The sequence below is a fragment of the Neobacillus sp. PS2-9 genome (assembly GCF_030915525.1).
GTDB lineage: Bacteria > Bacillota > Bacilli > Bacillales > Cytobacillaceae > Neobacillus.
In genome coordinates, this window is record NZ_CP133269.1 from 2,018,747 (window position 1) to 2,040,881 (window position 22,135).

22 protein-coding genes and 2 other annotated features are annotated in these 22,135 nt (G+C 37.5%); of the genes, 19 read left to right on the top strand and 3 right to left on the bottom strand.

The window, feature by feature from the left end; translation table 11 throughout:
- Positions 1 to 59: 59 nt before the first annotated feature.
- Positions 60 to 263: a cold-shock protein gene (locus RCG25_RS10160; RefSeq protein WP_308083549.1), complete on the top strand. Its 204-nt coding sequence runs from the start codon at positions 60 to 62 to the stop codon at positions 261 to 263.
- A gap of 35 nt (positions 264 to 298) precedes the next feature.
- Here RCG25_RS10160 and RCG25_RS10165 read toward each other — a convergent pair whose 3' ends face one another.
- Positions 299 to 592, bottom strand: a complete 294-nt coding sequence (locus RCG25_RS10165; RefSeq protein ID WP_308083550.1) for a DUF6509 family protein — start codon at positions 590 to 592, stop codon at positions 299 to 301.
- A gap of 246 nt (positions 593 to 838) precedes the next feature.
- Here RCG25_RS10165 and RCG25_RS10170 point away from each other — a divergent pair, with 246 nt between their 5' ends.
- The 7 genes from RCG25_RS10170 (at position 839) to RCG25_RS10200 (ending at position 9,383) form a co-directional block, all read left to right on the top strand.
- Positions 839 to 1,510: a TorD/DmsD family molecular chaperone gene (locus tag RCG25_RS10170; protein WP_308083551.1), complete on the top strand. Its 672-nt coding sequence runs from the start codon at positions 839 to 841 to the stop codon at positions 1,508 to 1,510.
- Positions 1,503 to 3,896 carry a DMSO/selenate family reductase complex A subunit gene (locus RCG25_RS10175; RefSeq protein ID WP_308083552.1) on the top strand — a complete coding sequence of 798 codons (2,394 nt, stop codon included), beginning with the start codon at positions 1,503 to 1,505 and terminating at the stop codon, positions 3,894 to 3,896. Before RCG25_RS10170 ends, RCG25_RS10175 begins: the two co-directional genes overlap by 8 nt.
- A 13-nt stretch (positions 3,897 to 3,909) precedes the next feature.
- The gene (locus RCG25_RS10180) at positions 3,910 to 4,488 is read left to right on the top strand and encodes a DMSO/selenate family reductase complex B subunit (protein WP_308083553.1); all 579 of its coding nucleotides are present in this window, start codon (positions 3,910 to 3,912) and stop codon (positions 4,486 to 4,488) included.
- 8 nt (positions 4,489 to 4,496) lie between these two features.
- On the top strand, positions 4,497 to 5,405 hold the full coding sequence (locus RCG25_RS10185) for a 4Fe-4S binding protein (RefSeq protein ID WP_308083554.1): 909 nt from the start codon (positions 4,497 to 4,499) through the stop codon (positions 5,403 to 5,405).
- 429 nt (positions 5,406 to 5,834) lie between these two features.
- Positions 5,835 to 6,587: a DeoR/GlpR family DNA-binding transcription regulator gene (locus RCG25_RS10190; protein ID WP_308083555.1), complete on the top strand. Its 753-nt coding sequence runs from the start codon at positions 5,835 to 5,837 to the stop codon at positions 6,585 to 6,587.
- Positions 6,584 to 7,498 (top strand): 1-phosphofructokinase, encoded by a 915-nt coding sequence (pfkB, locus tag RCG25_RS10195; RefSeq protein ID WP_308083556.1) that lies wholly within the window; start codon positions 6,584 to 6,586, stop codon positions 7,496 to 7,498. Before RCG25_RS10190 ends, pfkB begins: the two co-directional genes overlap by 4 nt.
- Positions 7,499 to 7,511: 13 nt before the next feature.
- Complete coding sequence (locus RCG25_RS10200) at positions 7,512 to 9,383, top strand: PTS fructose transporter subunit IIABC (protein ID WP_308084149.1); 1,872 nt, start codon at positions 7,512 to 7,514, stop codon at positions 9,381 to 9,383.
- Between the two features lie 48 nt (positions 9,384 to 9,431).
- On the opposite strand, the gene RCG25_RS10205 is transcribed toward RCG25_RS10200, so the two are convergent.
- Positions 9,432 to 10,712, bottom strand: a complete 1,281-nt coding sequence (locus RCG25_RS10205; protein ID WP_308083557.1) for a bacillibactin exporter BcbE — start codon at positions 10,710 to 10,712, stop codon at positions 9,432 to 9,434.
- 191 nt (positions 10,713 to 10,903) lie between these two features.
- Positions 10,904 to 11,152, top strand: a binding site (T-box leader).
- Positions 11,153 to 11,189: 37 nt separating this feature from the next.
- Positions 11,190 to 11,441: a binding site (T-box leader), on the top strand.
- Positions 11,442 to 11,501: 60 nt separating this feature from the next.
- Between RCG25_RS10205 and trpE the strand changes: the two genes are divergently transcribed.
- The 11 genes from trpE (at position 11,502) to RCG25_RS10260 (ending at position 21,929) form a co-directional block, all read left to right on the top strand.
- Positions 11,502 to 12,890, top strand: coding sequence for an anthranilate synthase component I (trpE, locus tag RCG25_RS10210; protein WP_308083558.1), 1,389 nt, complete (start codon positions 11,502 to 11,504; stop codon positions 12,888 to 12,890).
- Positions 12,887 to 13,498, top strand: coding sequence for an anthranilate synthase component II (locus RCG25_RS10215; protein ID WP_308083559.1), 612 nt, complete (start codon positions 12,887 to 12,889; stop codon positions 13,496 to 13,498). The genes trpE and RCG25_RS10215 overlap by 4 nt, the downstream gene beginning before the upstream one ends.
- Entirely contained in the window at positions 13,470 to 14,498 is a 1,029-nt protein-coding gene (gene trpD / locus RCG25_RS10220; RefSeq protein ID WP_308083560.1) for an anthranilate phosphoribosyltransferase, read from the top strand. The genes RCG25_RS10215 and trpD overlap by 29 nt, the downstream gene beginning before the upstream one ends.
- Positions 14,499 to 15,290: an indole-3-glycerol phosphate synthase TrpC gene (gene trpC, locus RCG25_RS10225; RefSeq protein WP_308083561.1), complete on the top strand. Its 792-nt coding sequence runs from the start codon at positions 14,499 to 14,501 to the stop codon at positions 15,288 to 15,290.
- Positions 15,287 to 15,934, top strand: coding sequence for a phosphoribosylanthranilate isomerase (locus tag RCG25_RS10230; RefSeq protein WP_308083562.1), 648 nt, complete (start codon positions 15,287 to 15,289; stop codon positions 15,932 to 15,934). Before trpC ends, RCG25_RS10230 begins: the two co-directional genes overlap by 4 nt.
- Positions 15,909 to 17,108, top strand: a complete 1,200-nt coding sequence (trpB, locus tag RCG25_RS10235) for a tryptophan synthase subunit beta (protein WP_308083563.1) — start codon at positions 15,909 to 15,911, stop codon at positions 17,106 to 17,108. Before RCG25_RS10230 ends, trpB begins: the two co-directional genes overlap by 26 nt.
- Position 17,109: 1 nt before the next feature.
- Positions 17,110 to 17,895, top strand: coding sequence for a tryptophan synthase subunit alpha (gene trpA, locus RCG25_RS10240; protein ID WP_308083564.1), 786 nt, complete (start codon positions 17,110 to 17,112; stop codon positions 17,893 to 17,895).
- Between the two features lie 311 nt (positions 17,896 to 18,206).
- Entirely contained in the window at positions 18,207 to 19,283 is a 1,077-nt protein-coding gene (gene mnmH, locus RCG25_RS10245; RefSeq protein WP_308083565.1) for a tRNA 2-selenouridine(34) synthase MnmH, read from the top strand.
- A gap of 397 nt (positions 19,284 to 19,680) precedes the next feature.
- The gene (locus RCG25_RS10250; RefSeq protein WP_308083566.1) at positions 19,681 to 19,809 is read left to right on the top strand and encodes a hypothetical protein; all 129 of its coding nucleotides are present in this window, start codon (positions 19,681 to 19,683) and stop codon (positions 19,807 to 19,809) included.
- Between the two features lie 30 nt (positions 19,810 to 19,839).
- Positions 19,840 to 20,517, top strand: a complete 678-nt coding sequence (locus RCG25_RS10255) for a response regulator transcription factor (protein ID WP_308083567.1) — start codon at positions 19,840 to 19,842, stop codon at positions 20,515 to 20,517.
- Complete coding sequence (locus tag RCG25_RS10260; protein ID WP_308083568.1) at positions 20,514 to 21,929, top strand: HAMP domain-containing sensor histidine kinase; 1,416 nt, start codon at positions 20,514 to 20,516, stop codon at positions 21,927 to 21,929. Before RCG25_RS10255 ends, RCG25_RS10260 begins: the two co-directional genes overlap by 4 nt.
- Positions 21,930 to 22,002: 73 nt before the next feature.
- On the opposite strand, the gene sda is transcribed toward RCG25_RS10260, so the two are convergent.
- Positions 22,003 to 22,128, bottom strand: coding sequence for a sporulation histidine kinase inhibitor Sda (gene sda / locus RCG25_RS10265; protein ID WP_374121069.1), 126 nt, complete (start codon positions 22,126 to 22,128; stop codon positions 22,003 to 22,005).
- Positions 22,129 to 22,135 lie beyond the last annotated feature (7 nt).

Here is a 22,135-nt window from a genome sequence, read left to right on the forward strand (position 1 = left end):
TAGAGCTAACAAACAAAGTGTTCATACCATTTATTAACTAAGTACAAGGGGTGATCGTTTTGGCATTTGGTAGAAAAAATGATGAAGAAATAAAATTAGAAGAAACGAAAATTTGGGAATGTACTTCTGATGCTTGTAAATGTTGGATTCGCGACAATTTTAAGAGTACTGAAGTACCCCTCTGTCCTATTTGTAAAAGTGAAATGAGACAAACGACGAAAGAACTACAGGTAATTCATAACCATAGTAAAAATTTTATGTGATTTTTCAAAACAGGGAGCTAGACTCCCTGTTTTTTTTATTCTACAGCGTTTTCTCTACAATAAGCTAAGACAAGCTCTTCTTCGTCTTCTTCCAGTTCGAAATCAAGAACTTTTTCACTTTCGCGCTCATAGAAATAATAATTAGTAATCTTGTCTCCATTTTCATCAGAAACGTAAATTACTTTTAACCCTACTCCCTTCTCGGAATATAGCTCGTCCTCTTCTTCCACATCAAGTTCTATAAAAAATTCATATCGGTCACCTGAAAGTAAACCAAATGGATCTTCAAGTTTTTCAACTTCATGACCTGTAATATTCAAGGGAATCATCCTTTTCTTTTTATTCGGCTTTATTATTATACACATATTTTTGTCATAACAGAAAAAGATGTGTATCAAATTTTAAGTAACATTAAAATTACTTTAAGGAATTTGAATTTATTGTGAATTATTGCACAAAGTTAATCAAACTAAAAAAGTTTAAGGTAAGATAAACATATAAGGAATAATGGGAAAAAGTAGGTGAAAAAATTTTCAGATATATTGTGAATAACTTCACAAATAGGAGAGGGTAAAATGGCTAACATGGCCGCGTCAGTACATATGGAGTTGTTACAGCCTCTATTAAAGTCTAGAAAGAATTTTTATCAACTGCTTCATTTATTATTTCAAATGCCAACTAGTGGTATTAAATATTTTGAGATTCGCGATAAAGGCAATTTACAAGAATTAGAAGAAATTCATGAGGGCGGTAAAATATTAAGTGATTTTTTTCAACATCTACCCAACAAGTATCTCGAGAAAGAGCGAGAAGAATATCAACGCCTTTTCATTGGGCCGGGACCATTACCTGCGCCACCATGGGAGTCATATTATCGGAGTAAAGAGCAACTCCTATTTGAGGAATGGACCTATCAAGTTAGAGAACAATATCATCAAATTGGACTCAAATATGTGAGAGAAAATAATGAGCCAGATGATCATTTATTACTAGAATTGGAGTTTATGATTAATCTTATTGATTTATGCTTGTTGGAAACCCAGTATGATCGGTTTATTGAATTAATTTCTAGTCAACACCAGTTTCTTGAAAAACATTTAACAGTTTGGATTCCATACTTTTGTAAACGAGTAATTCAAACTACCAATAGTCAATTATTTTTAGGAGCAGCCATGCTCCTTGATGATTTTATCAATGATGACTTAACAACTTTATATGAGATGAAGGAGGCATTAGCCGATGTCTGAAAATGGCCATATTAGCAAACTTCTAAAAAATAAAATGCAGAGAAGAACATTTTTAAAATGGTCTAGTACAATTGGAATTCCTGTTATAGCTGGAGGAGTAGGTACCAAGTTGTTAGTGGAGCGCCAACAAAAAGAGGAAGTATCAAGTGCAAAAGTAGAAGAAAAGATTGTTTCTACCTGCAGTATTAATAATTGCGGCGGACGCTGTGTCATTAAGGCGCATGTGAAAGATGGCGTAGTTGTTAGGGTCACCACGGACACGCAGGAAAGTGGTGACTTGTCCACCCTTCCATTACGGGCTTGCGTTAGGGGAAGAAATTACCGGAGTTTGTTGTACCATCCAGACCGCTTAAAATATCCGATGAAGCGAGTTGGAAAAAGAGGAGAAGGAAAATTTGAAAGAATCTCCTGGGAGGAAGCAATCGAAACCATTGCAACTGAAGTGAAACGAATTGGCGACCATTACGGTCCAGAGTCTAGATATGTAAACTATGCATCCGGTCAGAGCTGGGGGTTACATGGAGGTAAAAATGCAGCCAGAAAGCTTTTATCACTTACTGGTGGCTTTTTAAATTACCGTAATGATTATAGTTCAGGGGCAGGAAATGTAGCAACCCCATACACATATGGTACAAACAATTCAGGCAGCAGTTTTGATTCACTCTTACACTCTAAATATATTATTCTGTGGGGACAAAATCCTTCCGAAATGATATTTTCAACCCCTTATAGGGAGTATTTGATGCAGGCAAAAAAAAATGGGGCAAAAATTATTGTTATTGATCCTAGATATACAGATACTGCTATAGCGTTCGCGGATGAATGGATTCCCATTCTCCCTACAACTGATAATGCCATGATGGATGCAATGGGTTATGTAATTATAACCGAAAACCTACATGATCATGAATTCCTAGATAAATATTGTCTTGGGTTTGATGACAGTCACATGCCAGATGGTATACCAAAAGGGGAATCTTTAAAGAATTATCTGTTAGGTATAAAAGATGGTGTCCCTAAAACACCGGAGTGGGCAGAAAAGATTTGTCGCGTGCCTGCCGAAAAAATCAGGGAAATTGCTCGTAACTATGCCAACATAAAGCCTGCAGCGCTTATACAAGGATGGGCAGCACAACGTCAGGCATATGGTGAACAGTTTATGAGGGGGGGAGCACAGCTAGCTTGTCTAACTGGAAATGTTGGTAAGTTAGGTGGTTGGGCTGCAGGAACTGGGTATTGGAGTCGATCGGATATTGTGTATCCCTTTTCGTTTGAGAATCCAGTAAAAGCCTCCATTCCCTGTTTCTTATGGACAAAGGCAGTTGAAAAAGGAATTAAAATGACAGCAGAGGATGGATTAGAAGGTGTTGAACGGCTAACGTCCAATATCAAATGTATCTTTAACATGGCTGGAAATATGTTAATCAATCAACATTCAGATATTAATAAAACAAGTGCTTTATTGGAAGATGAAAGCAAAGTGGAATTTATTGTTGTAAGTGATCTATTTATGACTCCAAGTGCGAAGTTTGCTGATATTTTATTACCTGGAACCACCTTTTTTGAACGTTGGGATATAGGGGTCCCATGGTGCTTTGGAGATTATGTAATCCTTGGTGAAAGGACAATCGATCCTTTATATGAATGTCGAGATGAATATGATGTATTTGCTGAAGTGGCAGAAAAGTTAGGGATCAAAGATAAATTCACCGAGGGAAAAACCACCTTTGATCTGGTGAAAGAAAGTGTGGAAAGAACAAAAAAAGAGCTAGATCCAAATTTCCCTAGTTTTGAAGAGTTTAGAGATAAAGGAGTGCATCACTTTAAGTTTGACGAACCACTTGTTGGCTTCAAAGAACAAATTGATAACATTGAAAAACAGCCATTTGAAACTCCTTCAGGAAAAATTGAATTATTTTCAAAGGCATTATGGGATATGAATCAGCATGATGAGATTCCTGCCATAGCAAAATATATTCCTTCATGGGAAGGTCCAGAAGATCCATTAACAGAAAAGTATCCTTTACAGTTAATTGGCTGGCATTATAAACGAAGATGCCACTCCACCTATGATAACCAATCATGGCTAGAGGAAGCTGCAAAGCAGGAAATGTGGATGAATCCTTTGGATGCGGAGAAACGTGGAATGAAAAACGGAGACCGTGCAAAGGTGTTCAATGAGCGAGGGACCTTGGTAATTGATGTAAAGGTTACTCCACGTATAACTCCAGGTGTAATAGGAATTCCTCAAGGGGCATGGTACACACCTGATAAAGATGGATTGGATCAACGGGGGTCATTAAATGTTCTTACATCTCAGAGGCCAACGCCACTTGCAAAAGCAAACCCGCAACAAACCAACCTTGTTGAAGTGAAGAAAGCATAAGGAGTGAGGAAGTTTGGCTCAATTAGGATTTTATATAAATCAAAGTCTTTGTACGGGGTGTAAAGCCTGTAGTGTCTCCTGTAAGGATAAAAACAATCTTGATGTTGGTATTAACTTCCGAAGAGTATACTCCTATGAAAACGGCAGCTTTATACAACAGCAAAGCAAGGGGCTGGTTCAAAACGTACAAGCCTATTATTATTCTATTGCTTGTAATCATTGTACAAATCCAAAGTGCATCCCAAGCTGTCCTACGGGGGCCATTACGAAGAATAAAGAATCTGGAGTTGTAACGATTGATCAAAAGGTTTGCCAAGGTGCTCAATTATGTGTAAAAGCATGCCCATATGGAGCTCCACAATATAATTCAAAAGAATTTAAATCTGATAAATGTGATTTTTGCATGAATCTTCAAGAAAAAGGTGAGGAACCTGTTTGTGTTTCCACTTGTCCGATGAGAGCTATTGAATTTGGCCCCGTAGAAAAGCTACGGAAAAAGTATGGAAGTATAAGTCAAATAAAAGGCATGCCGAAAGCGTCAATTACCCACCCAAATATTGTGATTACACCTCACAAGGATGCCAAATTGTAGGTGATAGTATGTCTCTAATCATTCATCTGCTTGAAAGTATGCATATGGATTTGAAGATAACGGAGAACTGTTCAAGACAAAGTAATCTTCACTCAACGTGCACTTTTTGTGTAGAGGCATGTACAAAGGGGGCACTATTTCTTAATCTACAATCAATAGAAATAAATCTTGAAGGATGTAACTCCTGTGGAGAGTGTGTGATTGCTTGTCCATTATCAGCAATCGAAGGAATTGTCGATTCAAGAGATTTTTTTAAAGGGTCACTACTATATAACGAAAGCTACACCCCGACCGTAAAAGAATTATTAATATATTTAAAAAGGGGAGTAAAGAGCATACAGACTCAAAATTTACCACTGAATGACCCGTGGAAAAGGGTACTAACTGAAACAAATAAGGCTCTAGAAGTTGTGGGTGAACCTGTAATAGAGGTTGTTCAAAAGGCACAAGAAGAGGAGAAGTTTTCGAGAAGGTCCTTTTTTACCTCTTTGCAACGAGAAGGGAAGCAGTTAGCAAAAAGTATGGCACCAGCATCCTGGAAACTGGAAGTGAATCAGTGGAAACTTGCAAACTATTACCCTGAATATCAATTTTACACCATCCTGATGGATAGAAAAAAATGTACACTTTGCCAAGCTTGTATTACGTTTTGTACCCAAGAGGTATTCCAAATTATCAATCAAACGCTGCAATTAAACCATCAAAAATGTGTAGGATGTACGGCATGTAGTGATATTTGTTCGGAGGATGCTATTCACATTAGAACAGAAGTAAAGAAAATGAATGTGGAGAATGTAGGGCTTTATTCAAAAAGCTGTTTAAATTGTGGACAGTCTTTTGTTACCTTTCACCCTGAAACCTTGAAATGTCATGTGTGTAAGGATAGAGACCCTTCATGGTTAAGTCCATATCAATAATATAATGAAAAACGCCAGAATATTCGTTCTGGTGTTTTTTTATGGTGATTTCACTTTCTAATTATATAGCTGTGTTAAAGAACAGTGTTGATTTATACACCCTGTTGATTGGAGCGGAAGGCACGAAGACTCCTGTGGGAGTATAGTTCAGGGGAGACCCCGCAGGCGCTTTTCTCCGAGGAGGCTCGCCGAAACACCCACGAACCGCTCGTGCCTGGAGCGGAAATCAACAGGCAAATTTAACAGAGCCGTTTATATAAAAAATCCTATTGGGAAGAATACCATCTGATTCAAAAACTAATTATGACAGTAGTTTTCTGAAAACGTTCAAAAACATCCAAAATTTTATTGTTTTTGAAAGAAAATGATTGATTTATGGAATCGTTTTCAGTATGATAAAAACAAATAAACAAGTTGAAGGTGATTTAAGTGTTAACACCAGAACGGCATCGAATTATTCTTCAATTATTAAAAGAAAAAAGCATTGTTAAAATTCAAGAGGTAATGGACCTGACAAAGTCCTCCGAATCAACAATCCGAAGAGATTTTTCTCTGCTAGAAGAACAACGGTTCCTAAAAAGAATTCATGGAGGAGCGTCAAGATTACAAGGCAAGCTTCAAGAACCAAGCATGATTGAGAAATCTTTCAAAAACCTTCAAGAAAAACGACAGATTGCAAAATATGCAGCTGGGTTAGTCGAAGAAGGGGACACTATTTATTTGGATGCAGGTACAACAGTAAGGGAAATGATTGAATTTTTACCTAATAAAAATATTGTCGTTGTAACAAACGGACTAATGCACTTATCACCGTTACTTAATAAAGGGATCTCTACTTACTTGATTGGTGGACTAATAAAGCCGAATACCAATGCTTTCATTGGAAGAGGTGCTTTAGCGAGTCTCGATCTCTATCGTTTTGATAAATGCTTTATGGGGATTAATGGTATACACCCACAGCTTGGCTTCACCACTCCTGACCAGGAAGAGGCAATGGTAAAGCAAAAGGCAATATCACTTTCAAGAGAGGCCTATATATTAGCAGATCATACAAAGTTTGCTGAGATATCGTTTGCGAAAATTGCTGATATACATGAAGCAGCTATTATAACCAATGATTTAGAAGATGAAACTCAGGAGCAATATCGAAATAAAACTTCAATAAAGGTAGTGACAGCATGATTTACACATTAACTTTAAATCCATCAGTTGACTATATTGTTCAACTTGAAAGCTTTCAACTTGGTGAATTGAACCGTACAGTAAGTGAAGCTAAGTTTCCAGGTGGGAAGGGAATAAATGTTTCTAGGGTTTTAAAACAATTTCAGACTAAAAGTAAAGCACTTGGTTTTATTGGTGGATTTACTGGTACCTACATTGACCAATTTCTTAAAAGAGAAGAAATTGAAACGGATTTTGTTGAGGTGTCAGAAGATACTCGAATTAATATCAAGCTAAAAACAGGGAAAGAATCAGAAATTAATGCAAAAGGACCAAACATATCAGAAGATGCTTTCGAACTTTTGAAGTCCCAGATTGAAAAACTGGATTCGACAGATTTGTTGGTATTGGCTGGAAGCATCCCTTCCTCCTTACCAAAAACCACATATGAAGAAATAGTTAAAATCTGTAAAGAAAATGGGGCTCAATTTGTTGTTGATGCGGAAGGAGATCTTTTGAAAAAAGTCCTATCCTATCGACCATTCCTAATTAAACCTAATCACCACGAGTTGGGTGAACTGTTTAATACAGTGATTTCAAGCGTGGAGGAAGTCGTGCCCTATGGAAAAAAACTAGTAGATTTGGGTGCAAAGAATGTAATTGTTTCTCTTGCAGGAGATGGAGCAGTTCTGATCAATAAGGATACTGTTTTATTTGCAGAGGTACCAAAAGGGGTTGTGAAGAACTCAGTTGGTGCCGGGGATTCCATGGTGGCAGGATTTTTAGCTGCCTATCAATCTACTTCAAATATTGAAGAGGCATTTCGCTATAGTGTTGCTTCAGGAAGTGCAACCGCATTTTCATTAGGACTTTGTACAAAGGAAATAGTTGAAGAACTACTTCCACAAGTTTATATAAGAGAGATAAAGTAGGGGGAGGTAAATGATGAAAATTACCGAATTGTTATCAAAAAATACGATTCTATTAAATATTGAAGGGAATCAAAAAGAAGAAACGATTAACCAGCTTGTTGATATTTTATTAAAAGCAGATAAAATATCAGACGCTTCTGAATTTAAAGCAGCTATTCTAAAACGCGAAGAGCAAAGCACCACAGGAATTGGTGATGGAATTGCCATTCCGCATGCCAAAACTAAAGTTGTGAAGGAAGCCGCTATTGTATTTGGTAAATCGGCTTCTGGTGTTAATTATGAATCACTTGATGGGAAACCTGCACATTTATTCTTTATGATTGCTGCCCCTGAAGGTGCAAATAATACACATTTAGAAGCATTAGCAAAGCTTTCTGGATTATTAATGAAAGCTGAAGTGCGTTACGAACTTTTAAAGGCAACGACACCGGAAGAAATTATTGAAACAATTAATCGATATGATAAAGAGGATAAAGAAGAAAAGAAAGAAACAAATACCCCTAATAAGAAGCACTTCATTGTAGCTGTTACGGGGTGCCCAACAGGGATCGCCCATACGTATATGGCAGCTGATTCATTAAAAGCAAAAGCTGCTGAGATGGGTGTAGATATTAAAGTAGAGACAAATGGTTCAGGCGGAGCAAAAAATGTCCTTACAAGTGAGGAAATTAAGCAGGCTACGGCTGTCATTATTGCTGCAGATATCAATGTAGAAATGGAACGTTTTAAAGGCAAGCACGTTATACAAGCAGCTGTTGCTGAGGGGATCCGTCGTCCACAGCAAATAATTGATCTGGCATTGAAACAAGATGCGCCTATCTATCATGGAAATGGGAATAAAAGTAATCAAGAATCTGAGAAAAAAGGTTCACGTACTGGATTTTACAAGCACCTAATGAACGGTGTTTCTAATATGCTACCATTTGTTGTGGGTGGTGGGATTTTAATTGCCATCTGCTTCATGTTTGGGTATAACTCATTTAAGCCGGATGATCCATCTTATAACCAGATCTCTGAGGCATTAATGACCATTGGTGGTGGGAATGCTTTTGGGTTAATAGTCCCAGTTCTTGCAGGGTTTATTGCACTTAGCATAGCTGATCGTCCAGGCTTTGCTCCAGGTATGGTTGGCGGAATGATGGCTGCAAGTGGCGGAGCGGGTTTTCTAGGCGGTTTAGTAGCCGGTTTTCTAGCAGGCTATGTCGTTCTTCTTCTAAAGAAAATGTTTTCGGGGCTTCCGCGCTCATTGGAAGGCATAAAAAGTATTTTGCTTTACCCTCTTTTTGGTATTGCGATTACAGGATTTATCATGCTATATGTCGTAAATAAACCAGTTGCATGGTTAAATGGAACGATTGCAGATTGGTTAACAGGTCTAGGAACAGGAAATGCAGTTTTATTAGGAATTGTGTTGGGGCTTATGATGTCCTTTGATATGGGCGGCCCAGTAAATAAAGCAGCATATGTTTTTGGAACTGGTTTATTGGCAAGTGGTGTTTATGGGCCAATGGCAGCAATAATGGCAGCTGGAATGGTACCACCATTAGCGATTGCCATTGCGACGACCTTATTTAAAAATAAATTTAATGATCAAGATAGAGATGCTGGAAAAGCATGTTATGTAATGGGATTATCTTTCATTACAGAAGGAGCTATTCCATTTGCAGCAGCTGATCCGCTTCGAGTCATCCCTTCTGTAATGGCTGGTTCAGCCATTGCAGGTGCGCTTTCAATGGCTTTTGGTATAGGACTACGTGCACCACACGGAGGAATATTCGTTGTCCCATTGGTGGAAGGTGGCGCACTACTTTATGCACTTGCAATTATTATTGGGTCAATTGTAGCAGCACTATTGATTGGCTTCCTTAAGAAACCAATTAAATAATTTTAATAGAAGGCGGACTCTCTTTATGAGTCCGCCTCTTCTTTGTTATCAACTCTGAGCTTCTGATTGAGGTTTAATAAACATTAGAGCTACAAGTGCAGCCAAAATACTTAAGCTGCTTAATAATATAAATATCCAATGACTTGATTGCTTTAACAATAACGCAATAATTGGGGGACCAGCAGCGACTCCAATAAATCTCATCGAACTGTAAATTGAGGAAATCGTACCCCGTTCTTCTTTTTCAATTCCTTCAGTAATTAGAGCATCGAGACAAGGAAGACTGATCCCAATTCCTATTCCACTTATTAAGAACATCAAGAGCATATACCATAGGTTTATTGAAAACCATAGCGCTGCAATGGAAATAGCTGCAGCTAAGATCCCGATGAAGGTCAGCCATTTCATTAAGACTTTATTTTTTTTAATTACCTTCCCGCTAATAAACGATGACAAACAAAGAGCCCCAAGGGGCAAGGCTAAAAAAAAGCCCTTTTTAATATCCTTAATGTCATACTCCTTTTCAAAGACCTCTGAGAGATAAAATAAGATCCCGAAAAGAACGAGCATAAGAATGCCTCCAATAAAAAAGATGGCATAAAGCCAACGGCCTTTTTCCGTAAAGGTTTTTTTTACATTGATAAAGAATTGTTTGAAGGGTATCGGTTTCTCTGTAGTTTTAGGACATTTAACCAGTAATAACATCATAATAACAGATATAGCACAAAATACTGGGATGGAGAAGAAGGGAAGAAACCAAATAAAACCAGCAAGAAACGCTCCTAAAATGGGACTAAGTACCTTGCCGAAGGTATTAGCGGTTTCAATTAGTCCTAAACAACTACTCACATCATCTTCGTTTTTAAACATATCGCCGACAAGAGGAAGGACAATTGGTGCTGCTCCTGCTGCTCCAGCCCCTTGAAGTGCACGGCCAAGTAAAATTAACCAATAGGCAGAATCTAATTTCCAAGCAGCCCAACCAGAGATAATGCCGCCTATTCCCGCAATAATAAGGCTCGGTATGATAACTTTTTTTCTTCCAATATGATCAGATAAATAACCTGCAACAGGTATTAAAAAAATCGCCACAATAGAATAAACCGTAATAATCATACTTGTTTGAAAGGACGAAATCGATAATTTTTTTTCCATTGAAGGTAATACAGGAATCAACATTGAATTTCCTAAGGTCATAACCAAAGGAATAGACGACATTGAGATGATTGCCCACTTTTGGTTTGATACCTCACTGGATCCCTTTTTTCCAGCTGCTGCTTTCTTTTTATCAGCTGTTGGGTTTTGGCACAAATGTTCAATATGTTCCATTTATCATCTATCCCGCCTTAAATTAGTTTCTACAGTTAATATTCTCACTTTCATATTAAAAAAACTCGAAACTAAAATCCTTTTAATGGAAAGTTGATTAAGTGAAGATATTTTATATTTTGAAAATTTTTTTAATAATATCCTTGACATTAGATGGGGATGTATAATAACATAATAAACAATAAAATGAATGAAGGGCATTGACGAAGAGTAGTAACTTTTACGGATTCTTTAGAGAGCTGATGGTTGGTGTAAATCAGTGTAGACGTATAAGTGAATGGACTTCTGAGCCTCCAAACCGAACTCCTATATGGGTAGTAGGCTTTGGCGAAAATCTCGTCGTTACAAGAGACAGATATTCAGGCATCTGCTTCGATATCGGTAAAGTGAGCTAAATTTTTAGCTAATGAAGGTGGCACCACGGGTCTCCCGTCCTTTTTGGATAGGGGGCCTTTTTGTATTCAAAAAATTAAATAATGTAAATCGTTGAGCAAGAGGAGTACACATGTTTTATTCTTTTCAGAGAGTCGGGGGAGGTGAGAGCCCGATAAGAATGGATTTGTGGAATGGACTTGTAAGAGACATCTTGAACAGTAAAGTAGGGATGTACGGAGTTCCACCGTTAAAAGGATAGGGTATCGAATTCATTTTCTGTACCTGAAAAGAGGAAGTGGATTCGTATTTCTACTTCAATGGAGGTGGCACCGCGGTCAAAGAATCGCCCTCTATATGCGTAATTCGTTATGCATATAGAGGGCGATTTTTTATTTTTTTGAAAAGGGGTTCGTTATGAAAACAAAAACAAGTCTTATTATAAATGAAATAAAGGGTGACACCCTTACACCAATCTCAATATTACAAAAAATAAGTGGTGATAAGAAATTCTTATTAGAAAGCTCCCTTAAATACAATGACACGGGGCGTTACTCGTTTATTGGTGTAGACCCTTCCTACGAACTTATTTCTAGAGGGGAACATAATGAGATTATCAAACGGAATGGCGAAAAAAAGGTAGTAAGCGGAAACCCGCTAGAGGTGTTAAAAGAGCTAATCCCGGTACAGAACTCCGATGAATTTCCCTTCCCGTTTATTGGAGGAGCTATAGGTTTTGTAGGGTATGACATCATCAGACAGTTCGAAATAATTGGTGAAGAATACCGGAACGGAATGGAAATGCCAGATGTTCATTTGATGTTTTATGAAGAGGTCATCGTCTTCGATCATTTAGAAGAAAAGGTATTGATTTGCGGATTTCCACTTTCCTCTGACAGTGATAAAGAAGCGATAGAAAATAGGATGCTACAAAGGATCAAAGAAATAAAACAACCTACCTTTTATCACGAGGAGGAGCCCTATTATTTATCGGAATTTGTTTCAGAAACTTCAAAAAAGGATTTTATTCACAATATCAAGGTTGCAAAAGAACATATTCTCGAGGGTGATATCTTCCAGGTCGTTCTTTCAAGACGTATGAAGTCTACCTTTAGCGGAAATCCATTGTCTCTCTACCGCAAACATCGTTCCCATAATCCAACACCATATATGTTCTATATCGAATTTGACGGATATACGGTTATTGGGTCATCACCAGAAAGCTTAATTAAAACAAATGGCAGGATAGTAATATCCAATCCAATTGCAGGAACAAAAAAACGGGGAGTAGATCCTGAAGAAGATCAATTGATTGCGATGGAATTGCAGCAGGATGAAAAAGAGCTTGCTGAACATAAAATGCTTGTGGATCTTGGGAGAAATGATTTAGGGAAAGTTTGTGAATTTGGGACCGTCCATGTTAACAAGTACATGGCAGTTGAAAAATATCGTCATGTGATGCATCTAGTGTCAGAAGTGAGCGGTAGCCTTCTTCAAGATAAATCAGCCATTGATGCACTTGCTGCATGCCTTCCTGCTGGTACTGTTTCAGGTGCTCCTAAGGTTAGGGCGATGGAGATAATAAACAAATTAGAAAAATCAAAACGAGGCTTGTACTCTGGAGCAGTGGGATATTTATCTGCAAATGGAAACATGGATTTTGCACTAGCTATCCGAACATTGATCTTAAAAGATGGAAATGCCTATATCCAAGCAGGTGCGGGGATTGTTTTTGATTCAGATCCAGAGTCTGAGTACCAAGAGACAATAAATAAATTAAATTCCTTCCTGGAGGGTAAAAAATGATCTTATTGATTGATAACTTCGATTCATTCACTTTTAACCTTTATCAGTATTTAGGTGAACTAGGGGAAGAATTGGTTGTTTATAGAAATAATCAGCTAACTACAGAACAAATTGTAGATTTAAACCCTAAAGCAATAATACTTTCTCCTGGTCCTGGAAAGCCGGAGGAAGCAGGAATATGTATGGAAGTGGTCCGAGAATTTTTTAATAAGATTCCACTTCTCGGGATCTGTCTCGGACACCAAGCCATTGGAGCAGCATTCGGAGGTGTAATTCAGAGGGCAGAAATAATAAAACATGGGAAAACATCACTGGTTACACATAATGACTGTGAACTATTTTCCGATCTTCCCGACCACTTCGAAGTCATGCGTTACCATTCCTTAATCGTGGAGGAGGTCAGTCTTCCTGAACAGCTTGAATGTATCGCGCATTCCAACGATGATCAGGTAGTAATGGCTATCAAACATAAACAATATCCTGTTTACGGACTGCAATTTCATCCAGAGTCAATTGGAACACCATCAGGAAAACAAATATTAAATAACTTCTTACTTGAAGTAGAAAGGATGAGCGGAAATGAAAAAGTACTTACTCCAGTTAGCTGAAAGGGAGTCATTCTCTGAAACCCAAATGCAAGAAGTCGTTGATTTTATTTTAGGAGAAGAAGTTTCTGAATCAGAAATTGCAGCCTTTTTAATGGGCTTGAAATCTAAAGGAGAAACAGTGGAAGAGATAACAGGTATTGTAAAAGCGATGAAAGCAAACACAGTGACATTTAAGAAGAAATTCTCAGGTGTTTTAGATAATTGTGGTACAGGTGGAGATGGTTCCTCGAGCTTCAATATCAGTACTACATCTGCTTTTGTTATTGCTAGTGCTGGTATTCCGGTAGCTAAACATGGGAATAGAAGTGTTTCCAGCAAGACAGGAAGTGCGGATGTACTTGAGTACTTAGGGATTAATTTGAATTTATCACCAGAAAGAACCGAAGATATTCTTCATGAAATTGGAGTATCCTTTTTGTTTGCTCCGAATGTCCATCCTAAATTGAAAAAAGTTATGACAGTTAGAAAACAATTGAAAATCCCAACTGTTTTCAATTTTATTGGACCCCTAACTAATCCAATGGAATTAGATTTCCAATTGCTCGGTGTGTACAGAAGAGATTTACTTCCGGTATTTGCAGAAGTCTTGAATAAACTAGGTCGCAAACGTGCGACGGTAATAAATGGAGCTGGATTTATGGACGAAGCCTCACTTCAAGGGGAGAACTACATCACGATACTTGAGGACGGCATCATTACCAATCGGTCTTTTTCCCCTGAAGAGGTTAATCTTCCTCGGTATGATAACAGCTGTATAAAGGGTGGGGATTCGAAGGAGAATGCTGTACTATTAATTAACGTTTTAAAAGGTGAGAAAGGTGCTCACCGTGATACGGTACTTCTTAATTCAGGAATTGGAATCTATACAGCTGGTAAAGCAACCACTATTCAGAATGGTATTGAAATAGCTAGAGAAATGATTGATTCCGGCGCTGCGTTTGAAAAGCTAAAAAAGCTAATTGAAAGAACTCAAGCAGTAGGACAGAAGGAGGCGATATAAGTGGGGACCATCTTAGATAAAATTATTGAACAGAAAAAGAGAGAGGTTCTCCTTCTCCGTGAAGGAAATCGCCCTTTACACACTAAAATACATCCCAATAGGTCACTTATTAAAAGATTGCAAACAGCAAATGAAATTTCAATCATTGCTGAATTCAAACGTGCATCACCTTCTAAAGGGGTGATTAATAATACTACTCTCCCTGCGGAACAGGCAAGATTATATGAAGAGTATGGGGCATCTGCCATTTCTGTTTTAACAGATCATACGTTTTTTAAAGGGTCATTCACTGATTTATCGACGGTACGAGATACAGTGGATCTGCCGATCTTATGTAAAGACTTTATTATTGATCCTATACAAATTGAATTTGCTGCAGCCAATGGGGCAGATATTATCTTGTTAATTGTTGCTGCATTAGATGAAAAAAGGCTAGTTGAGCTTTATGAATATGCTAAAGGATTAGGATTAGAGGTATTGGTAGAGGTTCATAATCAAGTTGAGCTAGAAATAGCACTTAAAACGGGAGCAAAGCTAATTGGAATAAATAATCGAGATTTAAAGACTTTTCATGTCTCCCTAGAGGTGACCGAAAAGATGGCATCTATTGTTAAAAGCTCTGGAGCCTTTCTCATAAGTGAAAGTGGAATCTTCCATCAAGAGGATGTTGAGAGAGTAAGAGACTCAGGAGCAAACGGCATCTTAGTGGGTGAGGCGTTAATGAAAAGTCCGGATGTGAAACAATCATTTTTAAGCTTCCGTTTGCCCTTATCAAAAGAGGTAGGAAGATGAAAGTTAAGATTTGCGGGATAACAGATGAATTAACAGGAATGGCTGCTGTTCAATATGGTGCAGATGCAATAGGACTCGTATTTGCTGAAAGCAAAAGAAGGATCTCAGTAGAAAGGGCAAAAGAAATTGTTTTGCAACTACCAGAACAAGTTTATAAGGTAGGTGTTTTTGTAAATGAAACAAAAGAGCAAATAGAAAAAATAGCTGCCTCTGTGGGACTTACTCATATTCAATTACATGGTGACGAAACAGCTGCTTTTTCTAAATCACTATCCTTACCTGTTATTAAAGGAATTAGCTTTCAAGACAACGATAGCTTGGGAGATATGGCTAATTTTCCTAGTGATTATATATTACTCGACAGTCCTAAAGGTAAATATAGAGGTGGAAATGGAACTACATTTGAATGGGGAAAAGTGAATCAACAATTAATTGATGGAAAAAAAGTAATCCTTGCAGGTGGCCTGAATAGTGAAAATGTAGAAAAGGCAATAAAAATCATCAAACCGGTTATGGTAGATGTAAGTTCTGGAGTAGAAACCAATGGAATGAAGGATCTGGCTAAAATGAAAGCCTTTATTGAAAAGGTAAAAGGTAACTTAACGGGAGGGAAACAAAATGAACACATATACATTACCGAATGAAAAAGGACATTATGGGAAATTTGGAGGAAGATTTGTTCCTGAAACACTCATGAAAGCAGTGATTGAACTTGATGAAGCTTATAAGAAGGCAAAAAATGATCCGAGTTTCCAAGAAGAGATTAATCGATTATTAAAGGACTATGTCGGAAGAGAAACCCCCTTATATTTTGCTGAAAATCTTACAAAATATGCTGGTGGAGCAAAGATTTACTTAAAAAGAGAAGATTTAAACCATACAGGTGCACATAAAATTAATAACGCTATTGGTCAGGCATTACTAGCTGTACGAATGGGAAAAAGAAAAATTGTGGCTGAAACAGGAGCGGGACAGCATGGTGTAGCAACGGCTACTGTTTGTGCCCTATTAAACCTTGATTGCATTATCTTCATGGGGGAGGAAGATATCAAAAGGCAGGCATTAAATGTATTTAGGATGGAATTACTCGGTGCAAAGGTTGTTAGTGTTACATCAGGTAGTGCTACATTGAAGGATGCCGTTAATGAGGCCCTAAGATACTGGGTAGCAAATGTTGATGATACCCATTATTTATTAGGATCAGTTATGGGGCCACATCCATTTCCTCAAATGGTAAGAGACTTCCAAAGTGTTATTGGTAAAGAGACCAAGGAGCAATTTTTACAAGCCCAAGGTGTCCTTCCGGATGCCGTGGTAGCATGTATCGGTGGGGGAAGTAATGCAGCCGGGATGTTCTACCCATTTATAGAGGATGAAAGGGTCAGTCTCTATGGTGTAGAAGCAGCAGGTCAGGGTGTAGATACAGATTATCATGCAGCTTCTTTAACCAAGGGAAAACCAGGAGTTTTACATGGTGCATTAATGTATTTACTGCAGGATCAAGATGGTCAAATTCAAGAAGCGCACTCGATTTCTGCTGGTCTTGATTATCCAGGTGTTGGACCAGAGCACAGCTATTTAAAGGATATCGGAAGAGCAAACTACCATTCTATTACCGATAATGAAGCACTTGATGCTTTTCGCCTTCTATCGAAGCTAGAAGGAATAATACCAGCGTTAGAAAGTTCACATGCAGTTGCCTTTGCTGTAAAACTTGCCGCTGAAATGCAAGATACACAAAACATTGTCGTTTGTTTATCAGGACGTGGAGATAAAGATGTAGATACTGTGAAAACTAGGCTTGAAGGGGAGAAATAAGATGAATCGTTTACAACATACCTTTTCTTTACTAAAGAGAAATAATAGAAAGGCTTTCGTTCCCTACATAATGGCTGGGGATGGAGGATTAGATAATTTAGTTAATCGGATGGTATTATTAGAGAAATTCGGTGCAACGGCAATAGAACTAGGTGTACCATTTTCAGATCCAGTGGCTGACGGGCCAACCATTCAACGTGCTGGGATAAGAGCTCTTGAAAATGGGACCACGTTAAAAGCAATCATTTCAGAAGTGGCAAAAGCACGGAGGGTTGTATCTATACCTATTATTCTTATGACCTACCTTAATCCGATATATTCTTTTGGGATAGAGGCTTTTGTTAAAGAGATAAGTGATGCAGGTGTCGATGGTTGTATTATTCCAGACCTTCCTATTGAAGAGGAGGACATGATTGCACCAAATCTAGAGAATGTTGATGTGGAATTAATTCGCTTAGTCACTCCAACCACTCCTATGGAGCGAATCAAGTTAATATCCAGTAAGGGTAATGGATTTTTATATGCAGTAACTGTGAAGGGAATAACGGGGGTAAGGAATGACTATGATGCTGAATTGTATCAATTTCTAAAGGCAGTACAAGAGATAAGTCTGATACCGGTGCTTGCTGGTTTTGGAATTTCCAGTGAAGAGCAAATTAATGTGTTAACCAAACACTGTGATGGGGTAATTGTAGGGAGTAAAATAGTGGATTTATTTGAGTCAAACAATCTAGACGAGATGGAAGGGCTGATGTCCAGCTTTAAACAAAAATCGAAGATAGTTTAAGTAAAAAAGTCTATTCTTTTTTAAGAGTAGACTTTTTTTGTTCAGGTACGTGTTAATATTAAAATTAACAGGTACACCATTTCGCTAATTGAAGATGTAATGCTACTATAGGCATATTCTACTTCTTGATAGTGATATCTAACTCCTATATAATATAGTTAGACGTATGATGAACTCTTTCTTGGAATACGTAATTTTAATTCGTTCGATAGGTCTTGTTATGTTTGAAACTTCCCGTTGTGGAAGTTTTGTTTGTTTCTAGAACAAATATTTTATGGGGATGACCCATTTTCTGTAGGAGTGCAATATAGATGAAAGAAATTACTGTTGAAAATCTTTTTACGCTAAAGACCCCAATTATTATTGATATACGTTCGCCGATTGAGTTTAAAGACGGTGCGATACCTGGAGCAATTAATGTCCCATTATTTTCAGATGAAGAGCGGCATGAGATTGGTATTATATACAAGCATGAAGGTCAGGCTGCAGCAAAGTGGAGAGCAATGGAACTCGTCTCACCTAAAATTCCTGAATTGTTACATACCATTAAAGACCATCATACCAATGGGGAATTAGTCATCCATTGTTGGCGTGGAGGGATGCGAAGTAATGCAGTTGTGACTTTCTTGGAGTTTGCTGGGATATATGCGTGGCGTTTAATCGGTGGGTATAAAGCTTATAGACATCATATACTTGAAAAAATACCAACAATCATTCCCAAAAATGCAGTAGTACTCCATGGGATGACAGGTGTAGGAAAAACAGAGGTGCTAAAGCTTCTGAAACAAAGGAGTTATCCAATCTTAGATCTTGAAGAGATGGCTGGGCATCGTGGGTCAATTTTTGGCACTATTGGTCTAGGTGAGGGTCATAACCAAAAAACTTTTGACTCGCTCTTATTTAAAGGGCTTCAAGAAATACAAGGATCAAATTATTTTCTAGTTGAGGCCGAAAGTAAACGAATTGGAAAAGCTGTTCAGCCTGAGGAACTAATGGAGATCAAATTTAAGGGGATAAATATTTATATTCATTCTCCGATTGAACAAAGAGTGCAGCAACTAATTTCCGAATATGTACTGCCATATGAGAATGAACCATGGTATGAGAGTAAAATATTAAGTAATATGGAGAAGGTATTAAAACGAGTCAGGGATTTGGAAGTAAGAAACAAACTATTGAGCTATTTAGATGAAAAAAACTATTACGAATTAATTCGAATTTTACTGGAACATTATTACGACCCTCGTTATGACCATGCAAGACAAGAATACGAAGGAGAATTCTTCGATATTTTTGCCGATAACCCGGTTGATGCAGCCGAAAAAGTTGAAAAAAAACTTACTGATCTATCCTTTCGATCACAAATCGAAACAAATAAATTCATGTAATACTTAAAGCACGGCTAAGAAGAGGCGGACTCAGAAAATGAGTCTGCCTTTTTCATTGTTTACACGGAAATTATAAAAAGGTCCGAGTATGGATAACTGAACTAGTTGTCTTAATCTAGCTCCAGCGCCTAGCCCCTCGGGGTCAAATAACCTTCGGCAAGAAAAGTCAAAAGGCGGACTTTTCCCGCCGAAGAACATTTGCCTGTCGGGGCTGGACGAGGCGCTTCCGCCTTTTGTTCTTTTTCTTATACTTTCTAAGAAAATTCTAATCTCCCTCTCATCATGGTCTCCTTTCAAAAAGGTAAAATGTTTTTATAATCCTTTTAATCCACCTACTTCTTCCCTACCAATTATTCCGTGTTTATGTTTCAAAATGTATAGTAAGGAGGAATGTAACATGTTATGGGTTAGACTAATTATGGTTGGATTTTTCTCTTTAACAGCACTTTCTCTCATGTCATATCAATCAGTTGAAATTCTTCATGCATTTATTGATTTTTTTAAAGACAAACATCAGTTAAAATAGAAAGCAAAAATGAATTGAGAGCGTGGATGTATGCAAAATATACTAATTATTGAAGATGAAAAGAATTTAGCTAGATTTATTGAGCTTGAACTGAATCATGATGGTTACAACACCACCGTATCATCAAATGGACGAAGTGGATTAGAATTGGCACTCTCAAAAACTTGGGATGCCATTCTACTCGATTTAATGCTTCCAGAATTAAATGGAATGGAAGTGTGCCGTAGAATTAGACAGGCAAATAAGACGATTCCCATCATTATGATAACGGCAAGAGACAGTGTACTTGATCGTGTTTCTGGTTTAGATAGCGGGGCAGATGATTATATAGTTAAGCCATTTGCTATTGAAGAATTATTGGCCAGATTAAGGTCCTTGTTTCGAAGAATAGAGGCAATCAATTCAAATGAATTAACAACGCTTACCTTCAAGGATTTAGAAGTCGAACTTGAATCATGTATTGTAAAAAAAGCAGGAAAAATTATTGGTCTTACTAAGCGAGAGTTTGACTTATTAATCATTTTTATGAGTAATATTAACATTGTATTAACAAGAGAAGTACTATTAAATAAAGTCTGGGGTTACAGTACTGGTGTTGAAACAAACGTTGTAGATGTATATGTCCGATATTTAAGAAACAAAATAGATGATCAAGTTAATGGAAGCTACATTCATACAGTACGCGGTACAGGATATGTAATGAGATGATTAAGAAAATAACACGAATGTTTAATAGATTGCCATGGCAAACCAAACTGGTGCTAAGTGGTTCATCAGCCATTTTTCTTACGTTCTTCTTGTTTAGTTTTTTAGAATATCATACTGTTTCGAAATGGATGATGAATCGTGAGGAAATTGCTATTAATCGAACGATTACGGATATTGCCACCTTTTATAAAGCAAAGGCGGAAACGTTAAACCGTACTGACATAATTGATAGTGAAGACTTTTTAAGGAACATGAATGACAAAGACCAATTAATTCGAGTCTATGACAGTAAGGGGAATATTCTAGTATCTGATAAAAACGGTACCTTTCCTGTACTGGAGCCCGTTCCGACGAGGGTTAGTACAACCGATAGGATCTCAATTGAGGGAAAAGAGGCTATTGTAGCAAGATACCCAATCAATGGAGGCAAATTTAAAGGGACACTAGAGGTCGTCCGTCATTTAAATAACTATCATAAAATGATGAGCAATCTCTTTTGGGTAATGACTATCTTTGGAATTGCAGCTATTCTTTTTAGTGCTATTAGCGGCCTAATTCTTGCTAAACAGTTGTTAAGGCCTGTTAGACGGTTAGCAAGAGGAATGAAAAAAATAAAGGAAGATGGCTTTCAGGGAAGAGTGGAGGTCTATAAACAAAAGGATGATTTAACTGAGCTTACAAATGTGTTTAATGAAATGATGGACGAAATTGAAAAATCCTTTCAGGCCCAAAAACAATTTGTAGAGGATGCTTCTCATGAACTAAGGACACCTGTTTCTATTCTGGAGGGCCACCTTTCCTTATTAAATCGGTGGGGAAAAAAGGATCCTGTTATTTTAGAAGAATCATTAGATGCTTCATTACAAGAACTATCAAGATTAAAAAAGTTAATTAACGACCTCTTAGTATTAACACGTGCAGAAAACCAAAGAGTTGTAACTGCTGAGAAATCAGATATAGTTAACCTTGTTTTAAAAATAATTAGTAAACTAGAAATCATTCATCCGGATTATCAGTTTGAAATTAAAATGGAAAAGTATTTACCGATGATTCCTATGGCAGAACATCATTTTGAACAAATATTAATTATTTTATTAGATAATTCAATAAAATACTCGAATGGGAATAAAACAATCTCCATTTCGGCAGTCCGAGACGAGGGGGATGTGATTGTATCTGTTTCAGATCAAGGAATTGGGATTGCTAATGAGGATATCCCAGACGTGTTTAACCGTTTTTATCGAGTAGATAAAGCACGTGTACGTGAAAACGGTGGTACGGGTTTAGGCCTTTCCATTGCTAAGCAGTTAGTAATAAAATACAATGGGTCTATATTAATTGAAAGTAAAGAAGGGATGGGAACAAAAGTGAGTTTTTCCGTACCAATCGTCACTAATAAAGGGAAATCCTAATACCAATGCAATGATGTTGAAAATGATAAAAGACCGCTGAAACATGTTTCAGCGGTCTTTCAATGTTAGATAGCTAACGTTTCTTAATCGCCCTTAGTCCACGACGTTGAATCTCATCTTTTAGAATCTTAATCCATTCCTTTTCCTTACCTGACTTTAATGCATCCCGATACGAAACAACCAATTGCTCGTTACTCATAATTTTC

Coding starts and splice junctions, on each gene's coding strand:
- RCG25_RS10165 (WP_308083550.1), bottom strand. CDS start 592: ATGATTCCCTTGAATATTACAGGTCATGAAGTTGAAAAACTTGAAGAT.
- RCG25_RS10170 (WP_308083551.1), top strand. CDS start 839: ATGGCTAACATGGCCGCGTCAGTACATATGGAGTTGTTACAGCCTCTA.
- RCG25_RS10175 (WP_308083552.1), top strand. CDS start 1,503: ATGTCTGAAAATGGCCATATTAGCAAACTTCTAAAAAATAAAATGCAG.
- RCG25_RS10185 (WP_308083554.1), top strand. CDS start 4,497: ATGTCTCTAATCATTCATCTGCTTGAAAGTATGCATATGGATTTGAAG.
- pfkB (WP_308083556.1), top strand. CDS start 6,584: ATGATTTACACATTAACTTTAAATCCATCAGTTGACTATATTGTTCAA.
- RCG25_RS10200 (WP_308084149.1), top strand. CDS start 7,512: ATGAAAATTACCGAATTGTTATCAAAAAATACGATTCTATTAAATATT.
- RCG25_RS10205 (WP_308083557.1), bottom strand. CDS start 10,712: ATGGAACATATTGAACATTTGTGCCAAAACCCAACAGCTGATAAAAAG.
- trpE (WP_308083558.1), top strand. CDS start 11,502: ATGAAAACAAAAACAAGTCTTATTATAAATGAAATAAAGGGTGACACC.
- RCG25_RS10215 (WP_308083559.1), top strand. CDS start 12,887: ATGATCTTATTGATTGATAACTTCGATTCATTCACTTTTAACCTTTAT.
- trpD (WP_308083560.1), top strand. CDS start 13,470: ATGAAAAAGTACTTACTCCAGTTAGCTGAAAGGGAGTCATTCTCTGAA.
- RCG25_RS10230 (WP_308083562.1), top strand. CDS start 15,287: ATGAAAGTTAAGATTTGCGGGATAACAGATGAATTAACAGGAATGGCT.
- trpB (WP_308083563.1), top strand. CDS start 15,909: ATGAACACATATACATTACCGAATGAAAAAGGACATTATGGGAAATTT.
- trpA (WP_308083564.1), top strand. CDS start 17,110: ATGAATCGTTTACAACATACCTTTTCTTTACTAAAGAGAAATAATAGA.
- mnmH (WP_308083565.1), top strand. CDS start 18,207: ATGAAAGAAATTACTGTTGAAAATCTTTTTACGCTAAAGACCCCAATT.
- RCG25_RS10250 (WP_308083566.1), top strand. CDS start 19,681: ATGTTATGGGTTAGACTAATTATGGTTGGATTTTTCTCTTTAACAGCA.
- RCG25_RS10255 (WP_308083567.1), top strand. CDS start 19,840: ATGCAAAATATACTAATTATTGAAGATGAAAAGAATTTAGCTAGATTT.
- RCG25_RS10260 (WP_308083568.1), top strand. CDS start 20,514: ATGATTAAGAAAATAACACGAATGTTTAATAGATTGCCATGGCAAACC.
- sda (WP_374121069.1), bottom strand. CDS start 22,128: ATGAGTAACGAGCAATTGGTTGTTTCGTATCGGGATGCATTAAAGTCA.